We start from the raw sequence: 23275 nt of genomic DNA, 5'->3' as shown, positions 1-23275 counted from the left end.
CTGTTCCCGACGGAACAGTTTCATTTCATCGCGCCAATTGCAACCCGATCGTTTCATTCAGCCTTCCAGTCGCGCTGTCACGGCGGACAGGGAGCGGATATCGGCGCGCGCCAGTCGCTCCTCGCGCTGGCCGGGTCCGTCGCGCACAATGACGACGTCAGCGTCCGCCTGTTCGTACAGCCGGACGTTCAAAGCCCCGTCACGCATCTCGATCACGCAGCCCTGCCCCCGACGGGGCCAGCGTCCCGGCTCATAGGCCAGCACCACGCCGGACGCGGCCCAGGGCGCGAGGTCGTCATTGGACAGTTGCAGATGCCGCGTCGCGCCGCCGGGCGATGCGGGTCCGGACAGGAAGGCGCGTCCACCGCTCTCAAAGCCCTGAGCGGCGGGCGCGGCGATGCCCTCGGCCGAATCCGGCGTCTGCAAGGCGAGGTCTTCAGGGGTGGCGTCCAGCGCCGTGGTCAGGCGACGTTGCACGTCCGGGCGGAACAGGCCGGGGCGTTTGCCGGACTCATACAGCCCCCAGCCCTGACTGGTCATGCCGACGCGCCGACCGGCCTCGCCTTGGCTCAGCCCCCGCTCGCGCCGCAGCCGGGCCAGGGCGTCGCCGAGACGCCGGGCGTCGCTGTCGCTTTCGAAACGGGGCATGGAGCGATGATGGCGCCGTCCGCGCCGCGTGGCGAGAACGAATTTGTTTCAGAGGACCTGTTCGACGCGGGTCACTTCGGGGACGTAGTGTTTCATCATCTGTTCGACCCCGGCCTTCAGCGTCATCGCCGAAGACGGGCAGCCGGCGCAGGCACCGCGCATCCGCAGGGTCAGGACACCGCTGTCCTCGTCGAAACTGTCGAACAGGATGTCGCCGCCGTCCTGGGCCACCGCAGGTCGGATGCGACTGTCGAGCAGCTGCTTGATCTCGGCCACGATCTCGCTGTCCTGGCTCGCGTCTCCAATCTCCTCAGCCTGACCGTCGCGGATCAGGGCGGTGCCGCTGACGAAATGGTCCATCACTGCCGCGAGGATGGGGGCCTTCATCTGGCTCCACTCCAGCCCCTGAGTGTCTCGTGTCACGGACACATAGTCCGCGCCGTAGAACACGCCCGTCACCCCCTCCAGCGCAAACAGCGCCTCGGCCAACGGCGAGGCGGTCGACTCGTCGATTGAGCGGAACTCGCGCGGCTGGGTCGGCGAAACCTCGCGGCCCGGCAGGAATTTCAGGACGTCCGGATTGGGCGTGGCTTCGGTCTGGATAAACATGGGACCCAGATGCGCCTGCGCCACGGCCGGTTCAAGAGCGACGCCACCATTCTCCCTCCCCCCGGCGGACCGAGAAGCAGGCGTGTTCACGCGAGATCCTCGATGTCCTTCTCGGTCAGTTCACCGGGGACGATGGTCACCGGCAGTTTGCGGCCGGTGAAGGCCGCGCCCTGTTTGGTCACGGCGGTCACCAGCGGTCCGGGCGCGCCGGTTCCCGCCGCCAGCACCAGGATCTTGATGTCCGGATCGTCGCCGACGACCTTGCGGATGCAGCCGGGGGCGTCGCCGCGCTCGATCACCAGTATGGGGGTCGAGCCAGAGCGTTCGGCGGCTTCGCCGGCCCAGCGGGTCAGCGACGCCTCGGCCTCGGCTCGCGTCTGCCGCTCGATCTCGTCGCGCGCGGCCGCCCAGTGGGCGTCGGATGCCGCGGGCGGAATGACGCGCAGCAGCACGACATGACCGCCGGTCGAGCGCGCCCGCCGCGCCGCATAGCGCAACGCCGTCTCGAATTCCGGACTGTCGTCCACGACCACCAGAAACTTTCGCGACATCGACCCGTCTCCCTCAGCCCCGCAAGCTAGCAGATCGAACCCCCGGCCGCGAAGAGCGAGGCCACCCTGCGGCCGGCCTTTGCCCGGCGCGAAACGGGCGGTCCGAAGTTCCGACGACTGCGGCCGGTTAGAATTGCTTGGTCAGCTCGCTGACGAAGCAATCTCCCGGATAACAGAATTGGCAATCGTCAGCTTGGCGAAGGTCCAGCCGGAGCCGGAGGCCTCGATCTCGTCGACCGAGGCGCGAACGCCCTCCACCATCTTCTGTCGCGGGCCGATCCAGGCGTCGACGACGGTCTCCGCCGCCTTCTCGCTGGCCCCGACCGAGACGGTAGACCCCTTTGCGACCGCGCGGGTCAGGGTCACCTGCTCGGCCATGAGGTCCTCGATCAGGCGGCGCACGGCCAGCCGATCGAAATGATCCGCAGACGGAACGTCGCTCGCCGCGGCGCGGAGACGGTCAAAGTCGAAGGCCGCGCCGACCTGATGATACAGCGTCGCCATGGCCGGCTCTGGCCAGCCGGTCTCGCGGGCCAGATCGCCGATGTCGGCCGTGGCCACCAGCGGTCGCAGCATGGCGAAATCGCGCGCCATGGCGTCGCTCGCTCCCATGTCGCTGAAAGCACGAATGCGATCCGCCAACTGGGCCCGTTCGAAACGGGACATGACCGCGCCGCCCGCGGCCCTTAGGGCATCCGCCGAAGCACGATAGGCGTCGATCAGCCCGTCGACTGTCGCACCCTCGCGCATTGCCCGGCGGGCCAGCCAGAAGGTCTGACGGCGCAGCACGGTGGAAATCTCCTGATACAGGGCGATCTGCGCCCCGGCAGAGATCCTGAGGTCCAACGCCGAAACCTTGTCCCACGCCTCGTCGAGGCGGAACACCTGTCGCGCCGCCTCAAAGGCGAGGACCAGGGCCCCGGTGTCGCACTGAGCCGACAGGCGCAGGCGCTCGGGGAAGGAGGGGCCGCACATGTTGACGATCTCGTTCGACAGGATGGTCGAGACGATTTCGCGCTTCAGGCGGTGGCGCTGCATATCGGCTTCGAACCTGGACAACGGACCGGGGAAATAGCGGACCAGCATCTGCTTGAAGAAGGCATCGTCGGGGGCGCGCGAGCCGACGATGTCGTCGAACAGCTCCCGCTTGGAATAGGCGGTCAGGACGGCCAGCTCCGGCCGGCTGAGCGCCTGTCCTGCCGCCTTCATCTCGGCCAGTTTGGCGTCGTCGGGCAGGCCCTCGACCTTGCGGTCAAGTCTGCCCCTGGCGCCGAGCCACTGCATGAACCGCTGCTGGGCGTCCAGCGCCTGCGCGCCCTCCGCCTCCTGCAAGGTCACCGCCAGCGTCTGGTCGTAGTTGTGGGCCAACACCTTCAGCCCGACCTCTTCGGTCATTGACGCCAGCAAGGCGTCGCGCTTGTCGGCCGTCAGCGCGCCCGAGGCTATGGCCGCCCCGGTCAAGATCTTGATGTTGACCTCGTGGTCCGAAGAATCGACACCCGCCGAATTGTCGATGGCGTCGGTGTTGATACGGCCGCCCGAGCGCGCGAAGGCGATCCGCCCGGCCTGTGTCAGGCCCAGATTGGCACCCTCGCCTACGACCTTGACCCGCAGTTCGCCGCCGTCGATCCGGATGGCGTCATTGGCCTTGTCGCCGACCTGTGCGTCAGTCTCATGCGGTGCCTTCACATAGGTGCCGATGCCGCCGAGGTAAAGCAGTTCGGCCGGGGCCTTGAGGATGGCCTTCATCAGCGCCGCCGGATCCAGCACATCCTCCTGAACGTCCAGCGCCGCCTTGATTTCGGGCGACAGCGCGATCGACTTGGCCGCGCGCGAAAACACTCCGCCGCCCTTCGAAATCTTCGAGACGTCATAATCGGCCCATGAAGAGCGCGGCAGCTTGAAAATGCGGTCGCGCTCCACCCAGCTCGCCGCCGGATCCGGGTTCGGATCAATAAAGATGTCGCGATGGTCGAAGGCGGCGACCAGTTGGATCGCCCTGGACAACAGCATGCCGTTTCCGAACACGTCACCGCTCATGTCGCCAACACCGACGACGGTGAAGGGCTCGGTCTGGATGTCCTTGCCCATCTCGCGGAAGTGGCGCTTGACCGCTTCCCAGGCCCCGCGGGCCGTGATGCCCATGACCTTGTGGTCATAGCCGACTGACCCGCCCGAGGCGAAGGCGTCGTCCAGCCAGAAGCCGTAATCGCGCGACACTCCGTTGGCGATGTCCGAGAAGGTCGCCGTGCCCTTGTCGGCGGCGACGACCAGATAGGGGTCGTCGCCTTCGAAGCGGATCACGCCCTGAGGCGGGACCACGGCCCCGTCCTTGTCGATGTTGTCGGTGATGTCCAACAGGCCGGACAGGAAGGTCTTGTAGGCGCGTATGGCCTCGGCCTGCTGGGCGTCGCGGTCGCCGCCGGCGCGCACGATGGCCGCCAGATGTTTCGGGAAAAAGCCGCCCTTGGAACCGACGGGCACGATGACCGCGTTCTTGACCTGTTGCGCCTTGACCAGGCCCAGCACCTCGGTGCGGTAGTCGTCGCGGCGATCGGACCAGCGCAGGCCGCCCCGCGCCACCGGGCCGAAGCGCAGGTGCACGCCCTCGATGTGCGGTGCCCAGACGAAGATCTCGCGGAACGGCTTGGGCAGGGGCACATCCACCAGTTCGCGCGAAGCGATCTTGATCGAGATGTAGGGCTTGGGTTCACCGTCGGCACCCACCTGATAGTAGTTGGTCCGCTTGATCGCCTGCACCAGAAGGGCCATCCGGCGCAGGGCGCGGTCGTGATCGAGGCTCTTGACGCCTTGCAACAGGCCGTTGATCTTTTCCTCCAGCTCGGCAGCGGCCTCGGATCTTGCTCTGGCTTCGCCGCCGTGGGCCGGATCGAACTTGCACTGGAACAGCGACAGGATCGCACGCGCCACGGCCGGATGGTCGCGCAGCGCCTCTTCCTGAACCGCCTGGCTGGGGTCCAGCCCGGTTTGCTGGCGATAGCGGGCGAGCGTGCGGATCAGGGCCGCCTCGCGCCAGTCGAGACCCAGCTCGAGGACCAGTCGGTTGAAGCCGTCACTTTCCGTCCGACCCGTCCAAACCGCCGAAAACGCCCGTTCGAATGGCCCCTGCACATCGTCGAAGTGTAGGTCGGCAGCCCGCGGGTCCTCCATCAGGAACTCATGCATGTGGATGTATTCGTCGCCGGACGGGCGCAGGGCATGGCCCCATTCCTCCAGCGTCTTCAATCCCATGTCGGCCAAGATCGGGAGGACGTCGGACAAGGGCACAGCCGCGCCGCGGCGGTACAATTTGAACCGGAAGTTCAGCGGCCCGTCGCGATCGCCACGGAACGCCCGGACGGCGACGGGGTCTCCGAGTCCGACGCCACCATAGATATTAAGGACGTCCACGGACTGAAGGTCGCGCACGGCCTCGTCGGCGTCGTAGCGGTCGCGATAGCCGGCGCCGAAGGCTTCGGCCCAGCGTGCGCTGAGGGGGCCCACCTGAACGTCATCCACGTCCGCGTTTCTCAGGGCGGTCTCGAACCGATCCACCCAGCTGCGTCCGGCCTCGGCGATCTCCGCATCCAGAGCGGCTTGATCCGGACACGGATGATTGCCTGGAATGACGCCGATGATGTAGTGGATGCGGACCAGGGGCTGGTCCGACAACTGTGGGTACCAGGCCGACAGTCGCCCACCCCAGGCGCGGGCCAGAATCTTGCCGATGCGCTCGCGCAGCGAGGCGTCGAACCGCTCGCGCGGGATGAAGGTCAGGACCGAGACGAAACGGTCAAACGGATCCTTTCGGGTGAAGCTCTTGATCCGCGGGCGGTCGTGCAGATGGAGGATCCCCAGCGCGATCTCCAGCAGTTCGTTTTCGCTGACCTGGAAGAGTTCGTCGCGGGGATAGTTCTCGAGGATATTCCTCAACCGCTTCTCGCTATGGCTGCCGGAGACCTTGCCCGCACGAGACTGAGCATTGGCCACCTTGCGCCGCACCAGCGGCACCTGCGACGCCGTCCGGTCATAGGCCTCGGCCGTGAAAAGGCCGACGAACCGGGTCTCACCCGAGGGGCGACCGTCCGCGCCGAACCGTTTGACGCCGATATAGTCCATGTAGGCCCGGCGATGGACGCGTGAGCGCAGATTGGCCTTGGCCACGGTGACGGGCTCGGACAGGTTCAGCTGGCGCTTCATCGACCGGGTCAGCACCGCCGGTTCGGACGCGCGACGCAGCACGGTCCGCTCCGGATCGACCAGAACGCCCAGACCGGCACCCGACTGCGACAGGGGCGCTTCCGCCTCATAGCCGCCGTCCTTCTCGCGCGGATAATCATAGTCGCGCGCGCCGAGGAAGACGAAGTGATCGGCCTCAAGCCAACGCAGGAAGGCCAGGTTCTCGGCCAGGACGTCCGCGTCGATCCCCGGCGGCGGCGTTTCCAGATGGGCGATGCAGCGCGCCATCAGGGCGTTCATCGCCGCATGGTCCGCCACCGCGCCGCGCACGTCGGCCAGCGTTTGGACCAGACCTTCGCCCAGGGCGTCGCGACGCTCCTGCGGCAGGGGGTCGATGACGACGACGATCAGAGAGGTCTTTCCACCGTCGCCCTCGATGATCGGGTGAAACATAGACCGTACGGTCACGCCCGCCTCGGCCAGTTCGCCCATCACGCTGTCGACCAGGAAGGGCCGGTCGTCCTGAACGATGGCCAGGCTGTCGTAGCCGGTCGGGTGGCCGTCCGCGCCGACGAGGGGACCGAGGGTGATCCGGGCCGGATCGCCGAACTGTCTGCCCACGGCCGCGCGCCAGGTCGTGGCCAGGAGATGCGCCAGGTCCGGCCCGCCGATCTCGGGAGTCTCGTCCTCGGCGTAGTCTTCCCAGACCTGGGCCAGATAGGCGCGGGCCCCGACGTCGGGCGCTTCACCAGTCGCGACCACGAAACTCGCCTCCAGAGCCTCCAGCGTGATCGCCTGAGGAACGGTGGGGGCGCTGGCGCCGGGCATGGGCAGTCTCTTTTCAGACGCGACCCTTCGCCGGGTCGCCGGAGGCATCGCCAGACTAGGCCGCTTCGTCGTTTCGGCAAGCGGCCTGTCCTGACGCCCGCTGATCAGATCGAAATCGGTCTTGATGGACGCAGTCCATCAAGGCTCAGACTTCGCTACAGCATGATTCTGGACCATTTTTTAGATTCAGGTCGATTTGACCCGAAGCAAAATGGTCGATGACGTCCGCCCCCGCTCGGAAACTCCCAAAACGATGAGCTCCTGCCCTGTTTCCGGGATCCGCTCCGTGCGTCGTCGAGCGGCGCTCGGGAGATCGAGCGTCGCACCGTCGTGTGGGGTTGTCTCGGAGGGCGCGCTCCGGAAACGACAAGGCCGCCGGACTTTCATCCGGCGGCCTGTTTGGACCGGTACCCAGGAGGGGAGGGTTGGCACCGGTCGCCTCGCCGCAGCTTCGGGGGGAGGGTGGGCTGCGACGACAGGATTGAGATAGGGGCCGGTTGTGACCAATCAAGGGCGCGAAAAAGGAGTCAATCGGGCTTGGGGCGCGGCGAGTTGACGCGGGTACCCTCTGGCTTTTCCGCGTCGGGAGGGCTGTCCTCATAGGGCTTGCCGTCGCCCGACAAAAGAATGGCCATCCAGCGCGAGCCCTTGAACTCGGCCAGAATCGCCATGGCCATGACGGCCAGCGGCGTCGACAGGAACATGCCGACCACGCCCCACAGTTTGCCCCAGAAGGCCAACGACAGAAGCACCACCACCGGATCGATGTTCTGGTTGTCGCCCTGCATTCGCGGCTGGATCATGTTTCCGCTGATGAACAATATGGTCTGCAGGCCGCCCAGCAGGAGCGCCGCCTGCCAATAGGTCTCGAACTGGACCAAGGCGAACAGCGGCGGCGCGAGGCCCGCGACCGCCCCGCCCAGCACCGGTATAAAACCGACGATGAAGATGACGAAGGTCCAGAACTCGGCGTTCTGCAGGCCCACCGCCCGCATCAGGATCCAGGCGGCGGCGCAGATCAGCGCCCCGGTCACCGTCTGCACCCAGAGATAGCCCTCGACCCCGCCGCGCACGCGTTGGAACACCTCCAGCGCCTCGCCGCGCGCCGTGCGGTCGGGGAACATGCCGACGATCTTGCGCCGGAAGCCGGACTGCGAGGCGATGAGGAAACCGAGATAGATCAGCACGAAGAAAGCGCCGGTCAGGGCACCTTGGGCCTGCATGGCCGCGCTGGCGAGATAGCTGCGCACGTCCAGCTGGGTCATCAGCTCCGCCGCCGTCGGCACGGTCTCGATGCCCAGCACTCGCCCGCCGTCGATCAGGATCTGGTCGATCCGTGGCCCGATGCGCGACGAAACGCCGGACGCCTCGCTGAAGAAGCCCGCCGCCCCGTTCACGATGATGGCGATGGAGGCGAAGAACAGCAGCACGATCACGATCAGCGCCGCCGCGCCGGCATAGCGGTCCGGAACGCGGGTGCGCTCTTCGATGAACCGCTTTACCCCATCGATCATGATCAGCAGGAAAATGGCCATGGCCAGCGGTGTCAGGATGTCGCGCAGCCAGTAGACCGCGGCACCGGTCGCGACGATGGCGATCGTCACCAGGGCGTTGCGGGCGACGGCCGAGGTCGGCAGGGCGATGAGCGCTTTCATCGGCGCATGGTCGGGCTCGCCGCCCCCGGCGTCAATCGTCATGGCGTGGTCTCCGGGGCCACCAGCACGGGCAAGACGGTCACGCCGCAGTCATAATCCCCAGGCTTTTCGGACGCGGGCGTGCCGGTCTTCGTCCCTCCGTCACGGCGCGTATTCGCGCCGTCTCCACCGTGGCTTCGCCGACAGGGAGGAGACAGGGAGGAGATGTCAGTCCCTCGGAACCAGCCGCCACATCCTGAGCGGATGCCGCACCGCTCCGGCTTCGGACCCCGCCGCTTCGCCGCGCCCCATATACAGATCGGCCCGGACAGGCCCGCGGATGGCCGAGCCGGTGTCCAGCGCCACCACCAAGCCCTGATAGCTGGCGCGCGCGCCGCGCAGATTGCCGCCGTCGGCGCTGATCCAGACCAGATCGCCATAGCGCCAGTGGGCCGGATCGACGGCGATGGCGCGACGGGCCGGCAGGGGGATGCCGGCGGCTCCGGCCGGGTCGCCGCCGTCGTCTTGATCGAGCTCGAAGAAGATGTAGCGGGGGTTCAGCGCCATCACGTCTCGCGCTTCTCGCCCCCGATGCGCCGCGAGCCAACCCCGGATCGCGTCGCCTGATGTGCCGTCCGCGGGCAGCAAGCCCCTTTCCGCCATCGGCCGGGCAATGCCGACGAAGGGCTGGCCGTTGTCGGCGGCATAGGCGGCACGCACCTGCGAACCGTCTTCCAGCGTCAGATAGCCCGAGCCCTGGATCTGCATAAAGAACAGGTCCTCCGCCCTCATCCACGCCAGCGGCGGCGTGCCCGACGCCGCCTCGGGCGCGGCCTCGATCTCGGTCCGCGACGGCAAGGTCCGGCCGCGCGTCCAGCCCTCCGGGCGGGCCAGTACCGGAGTATCGAACTCGGCGTCGACGGCGCGGCGCGCGGGATACTCCGGCGCGAAATATGAGGTCAACAGGCCAGGACGACCGTCGACGGTCTCGGCCGCGACCGCGGTGAAGCCGCTCTCGAAGAAGGCGCGCGCGGCCGAAGGGGTCACGGGCTTCGACGTGCGGCGAATCTGCAGGGCGCGGTCGCACTGGACCCGGGCTGCGGCGTCTCGCGCCACGCCGCAGCCGGTCAGCCAGGCGTCGAACCCCGCGAGATGGTCCTCGTCCGCCCAGCCGGGCAGGGACGCGAGGTCGAGGCCGGCAGGCGGCGCGGGGCGCGGTGGTGGTGAGGGCGAAGGCGCGGGTGCTGTTGCGCAGGCGGCCGATATGAACGTCAAGACGAGCGCGAAGGCGCTTGTCCCGCTCAGCCTCATGCGGCGGCGGCCTCCGTGCGGGCCAGCACCCAGTTGGGATCTGGCTCGCCCAGCGTCCGCTCGAAGGTCCACAGCTCGGCCACCCTGCGTTCCTCGATCTGTTCCGGCGCCGCCTCGTCGGCCGACGTCACCCGGTTGCGCAGTTCGGCCAGGAACCGGACCTTGGCAACGGCGCAGTTATCCTCGGCCGTGGCGGATTCCAGGTCGGCGCGGGCGGGATGGACGAATTCCGCCACCTCGGTCTCGCCCCGGGCTTCCCGCGCGGCAATGCCGTTCTCGAACGAGGCCATGACAGACGGCGTCAGAAGGGGCCTCAGCGTCTCTCGGTCTCCAGTGGCGTAGGCCCGCACAATGGTCTCGTGCGCCTGGCGCGCGCCCTCGAGGAAGCTGACAGCGTCGAAATTCGGATCGCGCGTCTTGAGCCCGGCAATAGAGGCTAGCGTCACGGCGTCCAGCACATTGGTCCGCGCGGCCGTCGCCTCGGCGGCGGTCGGCACCGCGGAGGGCTTGGCGCGGGCGTCTTCCTCGGGCTGGCGGCCCACCTTCTTGCCCAGCACATTATAGAGCTGAAACAGGACGAAGGCGGCGATCACGGCGAAGATGGCGATCTGGATTTCGGCCGGCACTGGCTATCCTTGACTGGCCCCGGCGAAACGCGCCGACGCGGTGGGAAAACGATTAGGGGCTCATATGGGTGCGCGCAAGCTGATGCGCAGCCCCACCCCGGCGTCGCAGGGGCATTTGGACCCTCTTCAACGCCGCCAGACGAGCGTCGTTGCCGCAATCGGCACCTTATGCTAGTCCGCGCGCCTTCCGGGTCACCGCCCCTAACGCCTTCCAGACAGACCGTTCCGACATGACCGACGCCGCTCCGCCCGCCGACGCCAACCCCGCCGCGCCCGCCGAGAATGGCGGCGGTGCCCCCGCCGGCCCGGGCTTCCGCATCCTTGCCCAGTTCGTCCGCGACCTGTCGTTCGAGAATCCCAAGGCGCCCGACAGCCTGCGCATCGACGGCAAGCCCGCCATCGACATGGGCGTCGAGATGAACGCCCAAGGACGCAATGACGGCCTGTTCGAGGTCGACCTGCGCCTAACGGTCCGGGCTACCACCGACAATATGACGGTCTTCAACATCGAACTGCTGTATGGCGGTCTGTTTGCCCTGTCCGGCGTGGCCGAGGCCGACGTCGAGCCCCTGCTGCTGGTCGAATGCCCGCGCTATCTGTTCCCGTTCGCCCGCGAGATTATCGCCCGCGCGACCTCGGACGGCGGCTTCTACCCGCCCTTCATGCTTGACCCCATCGACTTCGCCAGCATCTACGTCTCGCGCCAGGAGCAGATCGCCCGCGGCGGCGCGGAGATGGCCCGGGCCTGAGGACGTTAGAGCCTGATCGGTTGAGGCGGAATCGCTTCGCGCATCCGCCGAAGCCGTGAATCAGGCTCCGGCATGATCCTGGAGCCCGTAAGCGTCCCAGAGCGAGCGGTCCTTCAGGGTCGCCAGCAGGAAGGCCTCGTGCGTCTGACGCTCGGCCTCGGTGGATCGCGGCGCCAACGGCCGGGGACGGGGTCCGTAGCCCTGGGCGGCGATGGTGGCCGCCGCCGAGGCCACGCGCGACGAGGACAGGTCCAGACGCCGTTCCTTGCCGCCCTTGAGCTCCAGATAGACCTCGGCCAGTAGACGGGCGTCGATCAGCGCGCCGTGCAGGTTGCGCTCGACCAGCGAAATCTTGTAGCGCTTGCACAGGGCGTCCAGCGAATTGGCCATGCCCGGAAACCGCGTCTGGGCCAGCCTCAGCGTGTCGATCCAGCGCGTCTCTGCATAAAGGACCCGACCGCAGCCCTTGAATTCGTGGTCGATGAAATTGCGGTCGAACTGGGCATTGTGAGCGATCATCGGGGCGTCGCCGATGAATTCCATCAGGTCGTCGACCACCTCGGCGAATCTGGGCGCGTCGCGGACCTTGTCGTCGGTAATGCCGTGCACCCGGATCGCATCCGCCGGGATCAGCCGCTCGGGGTTGATCAGCCGGTGAAAAGTCCGCCCGGTCGGCAGCAGATCGTCGATCTCGATGCAGCCTACCTCGATCATCCGGTCGCCGGTCTTCGGATCGAAGCCGGTGGTCTCCGTGTCGAGGACGATTTCGCGAGCCATGCCCCTTAATGGGTCGCTTCGCCGGCTTCCGGAAGGCCCCGTCGGCGCGATGTCCAGCCCGGCGTCAGAACCATCCCCACGATTTCGCGCACCCGCGCCCGTGCTGCGTCCAGACCCCCGCCGGTGTCGACGACGAAATCCGCCCGGCGGCGCTTCTCGGCATCCGGCATCTGCCGCGCCAGGATGGCGTCGAACCGCTCCCGCGTCATGCCGGGGCGGACCATGACCCGCTGCTCCTGGGTGGCCGCATCGGCGGTGACGACCACCACCGCGTCCACGGCCGCGTCGCCGCCCGTCTCGAACAGCAAGGGAATGTCCAGCACGGCCAGCGCGACGCCGCGCCGTCCGGCCTGCGCCAGATCATCCAGCCGTCCAGCGAGCACCAGCGGATGGACGATGGCCTCCAGCCGTTGGAAGGCCCGGTCGTCCCGGCCAAGCGCCTCGGCCAGCCGGCCCCTGTCCACCGCCCCTTCCATGACCACGCCCGGGAAGGCGTCTCCCACGGGACCAACGGCCAGGCCGCCCGGTTCATACAACCCGTGCACGGCCTCGTCGGCGTTCCAGATCATCGCGCCCGCGTCGGCGAACATGGCTGTCGTGGTCGACTTGCCCATGCCGATCGATCCCGTCAGCCCCAGCAAGATCATCCCGTCTCTCCCATCGCGGTCAGCGCCAGCCGCCGGACGTCGATCGCCGGGGGCTCGACGCCGAACACGCCCGTGAATGATGGTCGCGCCTGCCCGATCAGCATGGCCAACCCATCCACCGTGGTCAGCCCCCGCGCCCGCCCCGCTGCGAGAAACGGCGTGATCAGCGGGCGGTAGGTCATGTCCATCAGCACGGCGTCCGGCCTCAAGGTAAAAATGTCCATGTCGGGCGCGACGCTCACGGCATTGATCACCAGAGCGGCCTCGCCCGCTGCCTCGGCCCCCGCGACGGTCAGGCCCAGATCATCTGCCAGCGCCTCGGCCCGCTCTCGTGTCCGGTTCATCACCGCCACCTCGGCCCCCGCCGCCTTCAGCGCTGCCGCCGCCGCCCGCGCCGCGCCGCCCGCGCCGAGCAGCAGCACCTTGGCGCCGTCCAGTCGCAACGCCGGCGCTTGTTCGGCCAGCGCGGCCAGCAGGCCCGTGCCGTCGGTGCTGTCGGCCCGAACCCTGCCGCCCTCGAACACCAGCAGGTTTGCCGACCCACAACGGCGCGCCGTCTCACTCACCTCGTCCGCCAGCGCCTGCGCCTGTTCCTTCCAGGGCGCCGTCACATTCAGCCCGCGAAGCCGCCCGGCTCGCCCCTCGCCGACAAGCGCCGCGAATGCCGCATCATCCGCCGGTTCGAACGCCCCGTAAGTCGCGTCCAGTCCCGCCCCGGCGATCCAGGCGCCGTGGATCAACGGACTCAGCGACTGCTGGATCGGCCGCCCCGCGACGCCCGCGACCAGTGTCATGTCAGGATCACCCCGGCCCGGCGAAGTTCGGCCAGAACAGGCCACAGCGGCATGCCTAGCACGGTGAAGAAGTCGCCCTCGACCGCGTCGAACAGCTGCGATCCCATCCCCTCCAGCCGGTAGGAGCCGACGCAGGCCAGCAGTCTCTCACCCTCGGCCGACAGATAGGCGTCGAGGAAGGCGTCGGAAACGTCCCTGACCCGCATGACGGCCGTGTCGACCCCCGACCAGACAACCTGGCCATTGCGCGCCAGCGCCGCGCCCGAGTGCAACCGGTGCTCCCGTCCGCGCATCGCTACCAGTCGCGCCCGCGCCGCGTCCAGCGTCGGGGCCTTGGAGACCAGACCGCCGTCGAAGGCCAGGGTCTGGTCGGCGCCCAGCACCCAGGCCTCGGCGTCATGGCGCGACACCGCCAGGGCTTTGGCCCGCGCCAGTTCAATCGCCAGCCCCGCAGCGTCCGTGGGGTCGTGCCGCGCCTTCACGGCGTCTTCGTCCACGTCTGCCACCTGAACCGTGAACGGCACGCCCGCATCGCGCAGCATCGCCTGCCGCGCGGTGCTGCGCGAGGCCAGGATCAGCCGTTCTCCGCGTTCAAGCCGCCCGAATGGCGATGGCGCACCGGAAGACCCGCTCACCAACTCGCTCCCACGCGATGGGTGCGGCGTTCGTTCAGGACGTTGATGATGGCCGCTGCCGTCTCCTCGACCGAGCGCCGGGTCACGTCGATGACCGGCCAGCCACGCCGCTCGAAGGCCCGGCGCGCTTTGACGGTCTCGTCGCGTACCGCGTCATGGTCCGTGTAGGTGGTGGCCCGCGCCGCGTTCAGCCCATCCAGACGGTTGCGGCGAATCTGCACCAAGCGGTCCGGCGATACCGTCAGGCCGACGACCAGTGGGTTCTTCAACCCGACCAACCGCTCTCCGTCCTCCTGTCCCGGCACCAGCGGTACGTTCGCCGCGCGAATGCCTCTGTGGGCCAGATAGATGCAGGTTGGCGTCTTCGAGGTCCGGCTGACCCCGCACAGCACAACATCGGCGCTCTCCAGTTGAGCCGTCGTGCCTTGGCCATCGTCGTGGGCCATGGCGAAGTCCAGTGCAGCGATCCGGTTGAAATAGTCGGTGTCGAGCGCGTGTTGCGCCCCCACCCGCGTCGATAGCGCCGCTCCGAGATAGCGGGCCAGGGCGCTGACCAGCGGGTCCAGCGCCGCGATCTGCGGCATGTCCAGCTTGCGGCAGCCCTCTTCCAGCTGTTCGCGCAGGTCCCGATCCACGAGGGTGTGCAGAACCACGCCCGGGGACGAGGCGATCTCGTCCAGCACCCGCTCCATCTGCTTTTCCGAACGCACCAGGGCGTAGATATGCTCGATCGGGATGACCCCGTCGAAACGCGCCACGACCGCCTTGGCCATGGCATTCAGGGTCTCGCCGGTGGAATCCGACACCAGATGGACGTGGAAATAGGTCGCCAGCCGCGTCGACCCCGCGCTTCGGCCCGGCGTCATGCGGGCGCGCTCATCGCAAAGCTGTCCATGACCGGGAGACTCCTGTGGACGGGCCGGGGCGCCGATAGCCCGGCGCAGTGTAGCGATCTCTATAGCCGCGCCGGTCGGGGGCGGCGAGCGGGGATAGCCCGGGACGACGCGCATCGATGATTGGCGATCCATCCCAAGGGCCGGAGACCGTCGCAAGAAGGATTGTGGACACCGTTAACAAAACCTTAACATTCCCCAGCCGCTCGAGGATGCGGTCGCCGCCAAACCCCGGCTGTTCAGGGCCTGGTTACGAACTGTCCCCGCTTTCCCCCATGCCGTGGACGGTGGTGGACCATCCCAGGACGGCCTGCGGAAAACCTGTCCGGAACGACCATCCAATCCTCTGTTATCCCCGCCGTCCCCGGCCCTACCTGCTTCTTCGAATCCTTTTCGATCTCTTATTGAGAAGGATTAGGGGGTGCGACACCGGCCCGGGCTTGAGCTGGACCGGGCCCCTCGATAAGCCAATCCGCGATGACCCTTCCCGCCCAGTCCCCGATGTTGCTCAAGGTTCTCGCCGGCGAGGCGACCACGCGTCCACCCGTCTGGTTCATGCGTCAGGCCGGGCGTTATTTACCGGAGTACCGGGCGCTGCGAGCGACGACGCCGGACTTCATCGCTTTCTGCCTGGACCCCGAAAAGGCCGCCGAGGCGACGCTGCAGCCCATGCGGCGCTATGGTTTCGACGCGGCCATCGTCTTCGCCGACATACTGTTGATCCCCGGTGCCCTCGGCCAGAAAGTCTGGTTCGAAGCGGGTGAAGGCCCCCGGCTGGGGGCCCTGCCTTCGATCGAATCGATGCGCGACCTGACGCAAGAGGCCGGCGAGGCGCTCAATGCCGTCGGTGAAACCCTGTCTCTGGTCCGGTCGCGACTGGAGCCCGAACGTGCCTTGATCGGCTTCGCGGGCGCGCCCTGGACCGTCGCCACCTATATGCTGGACGGCGAGGCGCGGACCATCGGCAAGGGCGAGCGCGCCCAGGCCCGGACCTATGCCTATGCCGAACCCGACAAGGTCGCGGCCCTGCTGGACGTGCTGGTCGAAGCCACCGCCCACTATCTGAAGATGCAGGCCGACTCTGGCGCGCAGGTGCTCAAGATCTTCGAGAGCTGGGCCGAGGGCCTGCCGGACGACCTGTTTGAAAGCCTGGTCTTGCGGCCGCACCAGAAACTGGTGCGACGCGTTCGTGAACTGGGCGTAACCGTCCCCCTGATCGGCTTCCCACGCGGCTCGGCGGCGCTGGCCGAGCGTTATGCCGCCGAATGCGGCGTTGAGGCCGTGGCGCTCGACACCGCTTGTCCGCTCGCGGTCGGCAAGCGGGTGCAGGCGATCAAACCCATCCAGGGCGCGCTGGATCCCCTGCTGCTCCGCGCCGGCGGCCCGATGCTGGACCGACGCGTGGACCAGCTGCTCGAAGCCTGGAGCGACGGGCCGTGGATCTTCAACCTGGGCCACGGCATCCTGCCAGACGTGCCTATGGACCGCGTAGACCAGGTTCTGAAACGGATCGGCGCTCAATGACCGGAAACCCCGTGACCCGAACACGCATCGCTGTCGTCCTGTTCAATCTCGGTGGGCCCGACGATCAGGCAACTGTCAGGCCCTTCTTGTTCAACCTGTTCAACGACCCGGCCATCATCGGCTTGCCCAACCCGTTCCGCACGCTTCTGGCTCGACTGATCTCCAGCCGTCGGGAGAAGAGCGCTCAGGCCAATTATGCCCTGATGGGTGGCGGCTCGCCCCTGCTGGCCGAGACCCGGAGACAGGCGGCCGCTTTGGAAGAGGCGCTGTCGGCCCGGCATCGTGGTGCCGAGGTCCGGGTCTTCGTCGCGATGCGTTATTGGCACCCGCTGGGTGAAGAGACGGCGCGAGACGTGGCCGCCTTCGGTCCCGACGAGATCGTTCTGTTGCCGCTCTATCCGCAGTTTTCGACCACCACGACCGAGTCCTCACTGAAGCATTGGAACGGCGTCTATCGTGGGCCGGGCCAAAGTCGGGCCGTCTGCTGCTATCCCCAGGCCCCGGGCTGGATCGAGGCCCAGTCCGCCGCAATCCGTGCCAAACTGGCCGAGGCCGGTGATCGGCCCGTCCGCGTCCTGTTTTCGGCCCACGGCATCCCAGAGAGCCTGGTCTCGAAGAAGGGTGATCCGTATCAGGAGCAAATCGAGGGCACCTGTGCCGCCGTCGCCGCCCATGCGGGCCTGACGGACTGGGCGATCTGCTACCAGAGCCGCGTCGGTCCGATGAAATGGCTCAGCCCGTCGACACCCGATGCCCTTAAACAGGCGGCCACGGACGGGGTCGGCGTCGTCGTCACGCCCACCGCCTTCGTCTCCGAGCACATCGAGACGCTGGTCGAGCTGGACATCGAATACGGTGAACTGGCCCACGAGCTGGGGGTTTCGCCGTATTTGCGGGCGCCCGCCGCTGGCGTGGCCGCGTCCTTTATCGGTGCCTTGGCCGACGCCGCGAGCGAGGCCTTGGGCCGGACCGGCGTCGCCCCCTTCGGCCCCGGGTGCGAGGGCAACTGGAAAGCCTGTCCCTGCCAGAAGCAAAAGCGCCTGGCATGAACGAGTATGATCTCGCCCGGGGCCTGCACATCCTTGCGGTCATCGCCTGGATGGCGGGCCTGCTGTTCCTGCCCCGCCTCTATGCCTATGACGCCGAACAGGCTGGCAAGGCCGAGCCGCTGCGAAGCGAGATGCGGGCCCTCCTGCGGACCTGGCAGACGCGCTTGATGCGGATCATCCTCAACCCGGCCATGATCCTGTCCTGGGTGTTCGGGGCTTGGCTGATCTGGCTCAACGTCCAGCAGCGCGGATGGGCACACCTCGCCGAGCCCTGGATGATCGCCAAACTGGCCGGAGTCGTCGGCCTGACGGCTTGGCATGGTTTCCTGTCGGCCGAGCTCCGTCGGGTCAAGGCAGGGACGTCGACGCGGACGAGCCGGTTCTGGCGCATGACCAATGAGGTCCCGTTCCTGATCGCCATCGTCATGGTCCTGTCCGTGACGACGGAGTGGCGGTTCGGTTGATTGTTTCCTCCCCGTAGGCGTGGCGAACGGGGACGACGCGCCCGCCCACGCTTGACCTGACCGCACCGGCGTGGTTTCGCTGACTGCGAACCGTCCTGAAGTGGTCTGGGCGGTCCCACTCTCCCGCGACGCCTGTGGCTCGGCCCCGGGTAGACCCGTCGCCTTCCCGACCGGCCTTTTGGCCGACATCGCCATTGTTTTCACGCCCGCGCGACGAGTTCGTCTCGCGGCGCTGCTTTTGATCGCACATCATGACCGACGCCACAGACATGCCAGAAACCGAAGCCACGGCGGAGACCGAGGCCCCGGATATGTCCAACGAAGTCGCGGCCGCCGACCTGCCCATGGTCGACCAGGAATCCGGCGATGACGAGGACGACGGCGAGCCGATCGTTCCCAACGGTCGCATCACGCTTCAGGAACTGAACGACAAGACACCCGAGGAACTGGTCGCCTTCGCCGAAAGCCTAGAGATCGAGAACGCCGGCAATCTGCGCAAACAGGACTTGCTGTTCGCCATCCTCAAGACCCTGGCCGACGAGGAGGTGGAAATCATCGCCGACGGCGTGCTGGAGATCCTGCCCGACGGCTTCGGCTTCCTGCGCAGTCCCGACGTCAATTATCTTCCGGGTCCTGACGATGTATATGTGTCGCCGTCGCAGATCCGCCGCTTCGGCCTGCGCTCGGGCGACACCATCCACGGCGCTGTGCGCGGACCACGCGAGGGCGAGCGCTATTTTGCCCTGCTCAAGGTCGATACAATCAATTTCGAGGACCCCGAGACGGTCAAGACCAAGGTCCTGTTCGACAACCTGACCCCGCTCTATCCCGAAGAGCGGCTGCACATGGAAATCCAGGACCCGACGCTGAAGGATCGGTCGGGCCGGGTCATCGACATCGTCGCCCCGCTCGGCAAAGGCCAGCGCTGCCTGATCGTCGCTCCGCCGCGCGTCGGCAAGACGGTGATGCTTCAGAACATCGCCAAGTCGATCGAGAAGAACCATCCCGAAGTCTTCCTGATCGTCCTGCTGATCGACGAACGCCCCGAAGAAGTCACCGACATGCAGCGCACGGTGAAAGGCGAGGTCATCGCCTCGACCTTTGACGAGCCCGCCACCCGTCACGTCGCCGTCGCCGAAATGGTCATCGAAAAGGCCAAGCGCCTGGTCGAGCACAAGCGCGACGTGGTCATCCTGCTGGATTCAATCACCCGCTTGGGAAGGGCCTACAACGCCACTGTGCCGTCGTCAGGCAAGGTCCTGACCGGCGGTGTCGACGCCAACGCCTTGCAACGTCCGAAACGCTTCTTCGGCGCCGCGCGGAATGTAGAGCAGGGCGGATCGCTGACTATCATCGCCACCGCCCTGATCGACACCGGCTCGCGGATGGACGAGGTCATCTTCGAAGAGTTCAAGGGCACCGGCAACTCCGAGATCGTGCTGGACCGAAAGGTCGCCGACAAGCGCATCTTCCCGGCCATCGACGTCCTCAAGTCCGGCACCCGCAAGGAAGAACTGACCACGCCGAAGGACCAGTTGGCCAAGACCTATGTCCTGCGCCGCATCCTCAATCCGATGGGACCGCAGGACGCGATCGAATTCCTGATCGACAAACTGCGCCAATCCAAGAACAATGCGGACTTCTTCCAGTCGATGAACACCTGATCGTCGGCGTCCCGCCTTCGCGGGAACGGCGATGTTTCACGTGAAACATGGAGCGACGGCATGAAGGTCAATATCGAGATCGAGTGCGAACCGGCAGAGGCTCGCGCCTTCCTCGGCCTGCCCAATGTCGAGCCGCTGAACGACCATCTGGTCACCGAGATGAAGCGCCGCATGGACGAGAACATCACGGCCATGCAGCCCGATGAGCTGATGAAATCCTGGACCAGCTTCGGCATGCAGGCCCAGGACCAGTTCCGCCGCCTGATGGAAACGGCCGTGAGCGGACCGACCAAGCCGTGACAATGTCTCCTCCCCCATCGGGGGAGGGGACGATGATGACTGACACCATCTTCGCCCTCGCCACCCCGCCGGGCCGAGGGGCCATCGCCATCCTCCGCCTCTCCGGCCCGGCGACAGATCAGGCCTTGGCTGCTCTCGGCAGCGGCGAGCTGAAGCCGCGGCTGGTCTCCCTGCGGCATCTGAGCCACGCCGGGCAAGCCATTGACCAGGCCTTGGTGATCCGTTTCCCTGCGCCCAACAGCTACACCGGCGAGGACTGTGCCGAGATCCACCTCCACGGCGGCCGCGCCGTGGTTGAGGCTGCCAGCCTGGCCTTGATCGCGCTAGGCCTGCGTCCCGCCGATGCCGGCGAGTTCACCCGCCGCGCCTTCGAGAACGGCCGCATGGATCTGGCCCAAGCCGAGGCCGTGGCGGACCTGATCGACGCCGAGACAACGGCCCAGGCCTCGCAGGCCCTGGGCCAGCTCGACGGCGCCCTGTCGCGGACCTATGACGGCTTCCGCCGCGATCTTCTGAAGGCTCTGGCCCTCGTCGAGGCCGAGATCGATTTCCCGGACGAGGACATCCCCGGCAATCTGGCGCGGACGGCGGGGTCTGTGCTCGATGGGCTGATCGCCGATCTGCGGGCCGCGCTCAAGGGCGGACGTCGCGGCGAGCGGGTGCGGGAAGGCTATCGCATCGTCCTGATCGGCGAGAGCAACGCCGGTAAGTCATCCCTGTTCAACGCCTTGGTCGCGCGTGAAGCGGCTATCGTCACGCCGATCGCGGGCACGACCCGCGATGTGCTCGACGGCGACCTGATCATCGGTGGCTATGCCGTCACCTTGTCGGACACCGCGGGGCTGAGGGATAGCGACGACCCCATCGAGATCGAGGGCGTGAGGCGGGCGCGGGCGCGGGCCGAAGCCGCCGAGCTGCGGATCTGGGTCCGCGCCCCGGGCGATCCTGAAGGCGTCGCGGCCGAATATGCCCGGCCTGGCGATCTGGTCGTGCGGACCAAGGCGGACGTCGAGACCGTCGCTGGCGACAGCGCGTTCGAGACGCTCTCCATTGGCGCCCCCACGGGCCAGGGGATGGCCGAACTGCACGGCTGGATCGAGGCGAGACTGGCGCGGGACCTCGCCGGCAGTGACTTTCCCGCTGTTACGCGAGAGAGACATCGACGGCGGCTTTCAGAGGCTCTGGAGTCTGTTGAGCGTGGGCGAACCGCCCTGGTGATCGCGCCGGAGATCGCGGGCGAAGACCTGCGACGGGCGGCCGAGTCCCTGTCTCGTGTCACGGGGGCAATCGGGGTCGAGGACATCCTCGGCGAAGTCTTCTCCACCTTCTGTATCGGCAAATGACCGTCTGCTCCCAACGTCAGAGGGGAGGAGGCCAATTAACCCAAGCAGGTGGCGGCGAATGGCGTTTTCCCCTATGTCCCCGCCCATGAAGGCTTTCGACGTCATCGTCATCGGCGGAGGACACGCGGGTTGCGAAGCCGCGGCCGCATCCGCGCGCGCCGGCGCGGCGACGGCTCTTCTGACCCAACGCCTCGACACCATTGGCGAGATGTCCTGCAACCCGGCCATCGGCGGGCTGGGCAAGGGCCATCTGGTGCGCGAGATCGACGCCATGGACGGCGTCATGGGGCGGCTCGGCGACCTCTCGGGTATCCAGTTCCGTCTGCTGAACCGCTCCAAGGGCGCGGCCGTTCAGGGTCCCCGCAGCCAGATCGACCGCCGCCTTTACCGCGAGGCCATGCAGGCCGAACTGGCCGCGACGCCGAACCTCACCCTCGTGGCGGGCACCGCCGGGCGGCTCGTCCTTAACGGCGACCGGGTGGTCGGGGTCGAGACCGGGGGGGGCGTGGTGCTTCGCGCCGCGGCCGTCGTCCTGACGACGGGTACTTTCCTCAATGGAGTCATTCACAAGGGGGCCCAGCGCATTCCCGCCGGCCGTCACGGCGAGGCGCCGTCGACAGGACTGGCGGCGGACCTCCACGGCGCGGGCCTGATGATGGGCCGGCTCAAGACCGGCACACCGGCGCGTCTGGACGGCCGGACCATCGCCTGGGACCAGCTGGAGATGCAGGCGGCCGACGCTGAGCCTGTGCCCTTCAGCTTCCTGACCGACCGGATCGAAGTCACCCAGATCGCCTGCGGCATCACCCATACCAATGCCGAGACGCACCGCATCATCGCCGACAATCTCGGCGACAGCGCCGTCTACGGCGGCCACCTGTCCGGCCGAGGCCCGCGCTACTGCCCCTCGATCGAGGACAAGGTGGTCCGTTTCGCCGACAAGACCTCACACCAGATATTCCTCGAACCCGAGGGCCTGGATGATCCCACCGTCTATCCCAACGGCATCTCGACCTCGGTCTCAGACGCCACCCAGTCGGCCTTCCTGCGCACCATCCCCGGTCTGGAATCGGTCGAGGTGTTCCGCTTCGGCTATGCCATCGAGTACGACTATGTCGATCCGCGTGAGCTGACCCATTCACTCGAAGTCAAGAAGCGTCCCGGTCTCTATCTCGCCGGCCAGATCAACGGCACGACGGGCTATGAGGAGGCGGCCGCTCAAGGGTTGATCGCCGGCTTGAATGCCGCCCGGGCCGCCGCGGGTTCGCACGCCGTCATCCTCGGGCGGGACCAGGCCTATATCGGCGTGATGATCGACGATCTGGTCACACGCGGCGTGACCGAGCCCTACCGGATGTTCACCAGCAGGGCCGAGTATCGCCTCACGCTGAGGGCGGACAACGCCGATCAACGGCTTACCCCCGTCGGCATCGCGGCCGGCATCGTCTCCACTCGGCGTCGCGCGGTGTTCGAAACCAAGGCCGCCCAGCTGGCCGAGGCCGCCGTTTTTTCACGTGAAACACTCTTCACGCCCGGCGAAGCCGCCGCGCTGGGCATTCAGGTCAACGCCGACGGCCGCCGCCGCTCCATGCGCGACCTGCTGGCCTTCCCCGATGTGACGCTGCGCACGTTCGAGACGACCAGCCCCCGGATTTCCGCATGGTCGCGTCAGGTTCGGGAACAGGTCGAGATCGACGCGGGCTATGCCGGCTATCTGGACCGCCAGGCTTCGGACGCCGAGGCCCTGCGTCGCGAAGAGGCGCTCGCCCTCCCGATCGACCTCGACTATGCCGTCATCGGCGGCCTGTCGAACGAGGCGCGCGAAAAGCTGTCCATGGTTCAGCCCCGCACCCTCGGCCAGGCCGGTCGCATCGAGGGCATGACGCCGGGCGCGCTGACGGCGCTGCTGTCCCATGTCAAACGGGCGAAGGTGGCCGCGTGAGTCGAGACGCCGTCCGTCTCCCTCCCATCTCATGGGGAGGGAGAGCGCCCCCGGGTCTCGTCTTCAACGAGCCCGAGGACAGGCTCCGCGGTGGAGGGGCACCGGCCG

At 67.3% G+C, this 23275-nt stretch carries 20 protein-coding genes; 8 read left to right on the top strand and 12 right to left on the bottom strand.

Annotated elements, in window-relative coordinates; all coding sequences use genetic code 11:
• Window positions 1–57: 57 nt before the first annotated feature.
• The 7 genes from ACESMO_RS12075 to timA all read right to left on the bottom strand — a co-directional run bounded on the left by ACESMO_RS12075 (window position 58) and on the right by timA (window position 10386).
• On the bottom strand, window positions 58–648 hold the full coding sequence (locus ACESMO_RS12075; protein WP_372708393.1) for a helix-turn-helix domain-containing protein: 591 nt from the start codon (window positions 646–648) through the stop codon (window positions 58–60).
• A 48-nt stretch (window positions 649–696) separates the two neighbouring features.
• The gene (locus tag ACESMO_RS12070) at window positions 697–1257 is read right to left on the bottom strand and encodes a NifU family protein (RefSeq protein WP_372708392.1); all 561 of its coding nucleotides are present in this window, start codon (window positions 1255–1257) and stop codon (window positions 697–699) included.
• An 86-nt stretch (window positions 1258–1343) separates the two neighbouring features.
• The gene (locus ACESMO_RS12065) at window positions 1344–1808 is read right to left on the bottom strand and encodes a universal stress protein (RefSeq protein WP_372708391.1); all 465 of its coding nucleotides are present in this window, start codon (window positions 1806–1808) and stop codon (window positions 1344–1346) included.
• Window positions 1809–1949: 141 nt separating this feature from the next.
• On the bottom strand, window positions 1950–6815 hold the full coding sequence (locus tag ACESMO_RS12060; protein ID WP_372708390.1) for an NAD-glutamate dehydrogenase: 4866 nt from the start codon (window positions 6813–6815) through the stop codon (window positions 1950–1952).
• Window positions 6816–7342: 527 nt separating this feature from the next.
• The gene (locus ACESMO_RS12055; RefSeq protein WP_372708389.1) at window positions 7343–8512 is read right to left on the bottom strand and encodes an AI-2E family transporter; all 1170 of its coding nucleotides are present in this window, start codon (window positions 8510–8512) and stop codon (window positions 7343–7345) included.
• Between the two features lie 165 nt (window positions 8513–8677).
• Complete coding sequence (locus ACESMO_RS12050; protein WP_372708388.1) at window positions 8678–9760, bottom strand: MltA domain-containing protein; 1083 nt, start codon at window positions 9758–9760, stop codon at window positions 8678–8680.
• On the bottom strand, window positions 9757–10386 hold the full coding sequence (timA, locus tag ACESMO_RS12045) for a TIM44-related membrane protein TimA (protein WP_372708387.1): 630 nt from the start codon (window positions 10384–10386) through the stop codon (window positions 9757–9759). Before timA ends, ACESMO_RS12050 begins: the two co-directional genes overlap by 4 nt.
• Window positions 10387–10616: 230 nt before the next feature.
• On the opposite strand from timA, the gene secB reads away from it, so the two are divergent.
• The gene (secB, locus tag ACESMO_RS12040; RefSeq protein ID WP_372708386.1) at window positions 10617–11135 is read left to right on the top strand and encodes a protein-export chaperone SecB; all 519 of its coding nucleotides are present in this window, start codon (window positions 10617–10619) and stop codon (window positions 11133–11135) included.
• Window positions 11136–11195: 60 nt separating this feature from the next.
• Here the strand turns inward: secB and dnaQ are convergent, their stop codons facing one another.
• From dnaQ to ACESMO_RS12015, 5 genes are read right to left on the bottom strand one after another with little or no spacing between them, the layout of a single operon-like run.
• On the bottom strand, window positions 11196–11912 hold the full coding sequence (dnaQ, locus tag ACESMO_RS12035) for a DNA polymerase III subunit epsilon (RefSeq protein ID WP_372708385.1): 717 nt from the start codon (window positions 11910–11912) through the stop codon (window positions 11196–11198).
• 5 nt (window positions 11913–11917) lie between these two features.
• On the bottom strand, window positions 11918–12559 hold the full coding sequence (gene coaE, locus ACESMO_RS12030; protein ID WP_372708384.1) for a dephospho-CoA kinase: 642 nt from the start codon (window positions 12557–12559) through the stop codon (window positions 11918–11920).
• Window positions 12556–13353, bottom strand: a complete 798-nt coding sequence (locus ACESMO_RS12025) for a shikimate dehydrogenase (RefSeq protein ID WP_372708383.1) — start codon at window positions 13351–13353, stop codon at window positions 12556–12558. Before ACESMO_RS12025 ends, coaE begins: the two co-directional genes overlap by 4 nt.
• Window positions 13350–13988: a nucleoside triphosphate pyrophosphatase gene (locus ACESMO_RS12020; RefSeq protein WP_372708382.1), complete on the bottom strand. Its 639-nt coding sequence runs from the start codon at window positions 13986–13988 to the stop codon at window positions 13350–13352. The genes ACESMO_RS12025 and ACESMO_RS12020 overlap by 4 nt, the downstream gene beginning before the upstream one ends.
• The gene (locus ACESMO_RS12015) at window positions 13985–14854 is read right to left on the bottom strand and encodes a pyruvate, water dikinase regulatory protein (protein WP_372708381.1); all 870 of its coding nucleotides are present in this window, start codon (window positions 14852–14854) and stop codon (window positions 13985–13987) included. Before ACESMO_RS12015 ends, ACESMO_RS12020 begins: the two co-directional genes overlap by 4 nt.
• Before the next feature lie 504 nt (window positions 14855–15358).
• Between ACESMO_RS12015 and hemE the strand changes: the two genes are divergently transcribed.
• The 7 genes from hemE (at window position 15359) to mnmG (ending at window position 23167) form a co-directional block, all read left to right on the top strand.
• Entirely contained in the window at window positions 15359–16405 is a 1047-nt protein-coding gene (gene hemE, locus ACESMO_RS12010) for a uroporphyrinogen decarboxylase (protein WP_372708380.1), read from the top strand.
• Complete coding sequence (gene hemH, locus ACESMO_RS12005) at window positions 16402–17454, top strand: ferrochelatase (RefSeq protein ID WP_372708379.1); 1053 nt, start codon at window positions 16402–16404, stop codon at window positions 17452–17454. Before hemE ends, hemH begins: the two co-directional genes overlap by 4 nt.
• A complete protein-coding gene (locus tag ACESMO_RS12000; protein WP_372708378.1) occupies window positions 17451–17918 on the top strand; it encodes a CopD family protein in 468 nt (155 codons plus the stop codon). Before hemH ends, ACESMO_RS12000 begins: the two co-directional genes overlap by 4 nt.
• A gap of 251 nt (window positions 17919–18169) precedes the next feature.
• Window positions 18170–19582: a transcription termination factor Rho gene (gene rho / locus ACESMO_RS11995; protein ID WP_372708377.1), complete on the top strand. Its 1413-nt coding sequence runs from the start codon at window positions 18170–18172 to the stop codon at window positions 19580–19582.
• Between the two features lie 60 nt (window positions 19583–19642).
• A complete protein-coding gene (locus ACESMO_RS11990) occupies window positions 19643–19882 on the top strand; it encodes a DUF6489 family protein (RefSeq protein WP_372708376.1) in 240 nt (79 codons plus the stop codon).
• 35 nt (window positions 19883–19917) lie between these two features.
• On the top strand, window positions 19918–21225 hold the full coding sequence (mnmE, locus tag ACESMO_RS11985) for a tRNA uridine-5-carboxymethylaminomethyl(34) synthesis GTPase MnmE (RefSeq protein ID WP_372708459.1): 1308 nt from the start codon (window positions 19918–19920) through the stop codon (window positions 21223–21225).
• Between the two features lie 58 nt (window positions 21226–21283).
• Entirely contained in the window at window positions 21284–23167 is a 1884-nt protein-coding gene (gene mnmG, locus ACESMO_RS11980) for a tRNA uridine-5-carboxymethylaminomethyl(34) synthesis enzyme MnmG (protein WP_372708375.1), read from the top strand.
• Window positions 23168–23275 lie beyond the last annotated feature (108 nt).

Origin of the sequence: Brevundimonas sp., from assembly GCF_041688735.1 — a bacterium.
Classification (GTDB): Bacteria; Pseudomonadota; Alphaproteobacteria; order Caulobacterales; family Caulobacteraceae; genus Brevundimonas.
The sequence above is the reverse complement of the archived record's forward strand: the minus strand, read 5'-3'. Positions and strand labels throughout refer to the sequence as shown.

Excerpts from the sequence above, each read along its gene's own strand:
- ACESMO_RS12075 (WP_372708393.1), bottom strand. The coding sequence starts at position 648 with ATGCCCCGTTTCGAAAGCGACAGCGACGCCCGGCGTCTCGGCGACGCC.
- ACESMO_RS12070 (WP_372708392.1), bottom strand. The coding sequence starts at position 1,257 with ATGTTTATCCAGACCGAAGCCACGCCCAATCCGGACGTCCTGAAATTC.
- ACESMO_RS12065 (WP_372708391.1), bottom strand. The coding sequence starts at position 1,808 with ATGTCGCGAAAGTTTCTGGTGGTCGTGGACGACAGTCCGGAATTCGAG.
- ACESMO_RS12060 (WP_372708390.1), bottom strand. The coding sequence starts at position 6,815 with ATGCCCGGCGCCAGCGCCCCCACCGTTCCTCAGGCGATCACGCTGGAG.
- ACESMO_RS12055 (WP_372708389.1), bottom strand. The coding sequence starts at position 8,512 with ATGACGATTGACGCCGGGGGCGGCGAGCCCGACCATGCGCCGATGAAA.
- ACESMO_RS12050 (WP_372708388.1), bottom strand. The coding sequence starts at position 9,760 with ATGAGGCTGAGCGGGACAAGCGCCTTCGCGCTCGTCTTGACGTTCATA.
- secB (WP_372708386.1), top strand. The coding sequence starts at position 10,617 with ATGACCGACGCCGCTCCGCCCGCCGACGCCAACCCCGCCGCGCCCGCC.
- dnaQ (WP_372708385.1), bottom strand. The coding sequence starts at position 11,912 with ATGGCTCGCGAAATCGTCCTCGACACGGAGACCACCGGCTTCGATCCG.
- coaE (WP_372708384.1), bottom strand. The coding sequence starts at position 12,559 with ATGATCTTGCTGGGGCTGACGGGATCGATCGGCATGGGCAAGTCGACC.
- ACESMO_RS12025 (WP_372708383.1), bottom strand. The coding sequence starts at position 13,353 with ATGACACTGGTCGCGGGCGTCGCGGGGCGGCCGATCCAGCAGTCGCTG.
- ACESMO_RS12015 (WP_372708381.1), bottom strand. The coding sequence starts at position 14,854 with ATGACGCCGGGCCGAAGCGCGGGGTCGACGCGGCTGGCGACCTATTTC.
- hemE (WP_372708380.1), top strand. The coding sequence starts at position 15,359 with ATGACCCTTCCCGCCCAGTCCCCGATGTTGCTCAAGGTTCTCGCCGGC.
- hemH (WP_372708379.1), top strand. The coding sequence starts at position 16,402 with ATGACCGGAAACCCCGTGACCCGAACACGCATCGCTGTCGTCCTGTTC.
- ACESMO_RS12000 (WP_372708378.1), top strand. The coding sequence starts at position 17,451 with ATGAACGAGTATGATCTCGCCCGGGGCCTGCACATCCTTGCGGTCATC.
- rho (WP_372708377.1), top strand. The coding sequence starts at position 18,170 with ATGACCGACGCCACAGACATGCCAGAAACCGAAGCCACGGCGGAGACC.
- ACESMO_RS11990 (WP_372708376.1), top strand. The coding sequence starts at position 19,643 with ATGAAGGTCAATATCGAGATCGAGTGCGAACCGGCAGAGGCTCGCGCC.
- mnmE (WP_372708459.1), top strand. The coding sequence starts at position 19,918 with ATGACTGACACCATCTTCGCCCTCGCCACCCCGCCGGGCCGAGGGGCC.
- mnmG (WP_372708375.1), top strand. The coding sequence starts at position 21,284 with ATGGCGTTTTCCCCTATGTCCCCGCCCATGAAGGCTTTCGACGTCATC.